1 protein-coding gene is annotated in these 1,294 nt (G+C 55.0%); it reads left to right on the top strand.

What is annotated here, in order from left to right; genetic code table 11:
- Nucleotides 1-276 precede the first annotated feature (276 nt).
- Nucleotides 277-1,272, top strand: a complete 996-nt coding sequence (locus tag QMX89_RS22630; RefSeq protein WP_282349952.1) for an IS110 family transposase — start codon at nucleotides 277-279, stop codon at nucleotides 1,270-1,272.
- Nucleotides 1,273-1,294 lie beyond the last annotated feature (22 nt).

The following is a 1,294-nucleotide window of genomic DNA, read 5'->3' as shown; positions in this document are numbered from 1 at the left end:
GCGCCGCTGCTTGTATGTTGTGCCCGCACTCGGCAAGAATCATTATTCTTGCTCGTGTACTCACAAAAATGTGTTTCTGGGGGATGCCGATCGCTGCTTAAGGCAGGACTTGCTCCTGACCTCGTCTGTAGAGAGGCTCCCCCGCCTCATTGTCCACCACGAAGAGTATCGAGAAGCCGACAAGTCGGACTTCGCATTACAAGGTTGTAGCGGCATGAAGTTCGAGGTCAGGGGAACCAGGAGCCATTTTCACCTAGTTTTCTTGGAGTTAAAAGCATGAGCATTCATGTCGGCTTGGATATAGGTTCTCGCAACACTGCCATGGCCTGGCGCGCGCACAGCAAACCTGCAGGCTCCTGGAATATCGAGCAGACCCCAAAAGGACACAAGCTAGCGGTCAAAAAGCTGCTGGCTCTCAAGCCTGACTCCATCGTTATGGAGGCCACCGGTATCTACTATCTGGACTTGGCCATGGCGCTGACGGCGGCAGGTTTGCCGGTATCTGTCATCAACCCCAAAAGCTTCCATAACTTCGCCAAACTCATGCTTAAGAACAGCAAAACCGATGCCCTCGATGCCCAGTTGCTGGCTGAATATGGCGAGCGAATGACACCTCGCCTTTGGACCCCTCCCACTGAAATACAGCTGGAACTGCGGGCCATCGGGCGCCACATCAATCGACTGACAGGGCACAGAACACGTGCCAAAAACGAGCTGCACGCGCTGATGGCAACGCAGACCAGTAGCGTTCTGCTGATCGAAGACGAGGAAGAAGCGATCGCCGCGTTCGACCGCCGCATAGAACGCTTCAGGCAGGCAGGACGTGATTTGATTGAAAAGTGCCCCGAGCTCAGTGCTCAGTTCAAGCACATGCTGGCGGCGCCTGGCATGGGAGACGCCTCTACATTTGCCGTGTTGGCAGAGCTCACCTTGTTGCCTGAAACTTTGAAGTCGTCACAGGTTAGTCGGCATGCTGGTCTGGATGTGCGCCTTGCGCAATCAGGCACAAGCGTCGACAAGCCAGGACGGATGAGCAAGTGTGGCAACGCCTATCTGCGCACCGCGATGTTCATGCCGGCGCTCAGTGCAATACGCTGCGATCGCTACGTGAAGGCGTTTTACGAAGCCCTCGTGAGCCGAGGGAAGAAGAAAATGCAGGCGATAGGCGCAGTCATGCGTAAATACCTGACCGGACTTTGGGCCTGCATCCGAACCGGTACAGACTTCGATACGGCCAAGCTTTTCAGCGAAAAACATCTCGCGAAAGCTTGACCGGTAACAGAGTATCTACAGG

Origin of the sequence: Pseudomonas sp. PS01301 (genome assembly GCF_029960215.1) — a bacterium.
Taxonomy (GTDB): domain Bacteria; phylum Pseudomonadota; class Gammaproteobacteria; order Pseudomonadales; family Pseudomonadaceae; genus Aquipseudomonas; species Aquipseudomonas coleopterorum.
This window is presented reverse-complemented; position numbering and strand designations above follow the sequence as displayed.

Coding starts and splice junctions, on each gene's coding strand:
- QMX89_RS22630 (WP_282349952.1), top strand. CDS start 277: ATGAGCATTCATGTCGGCTTGGATATAGGTTCTCGCAACACTGCCATG.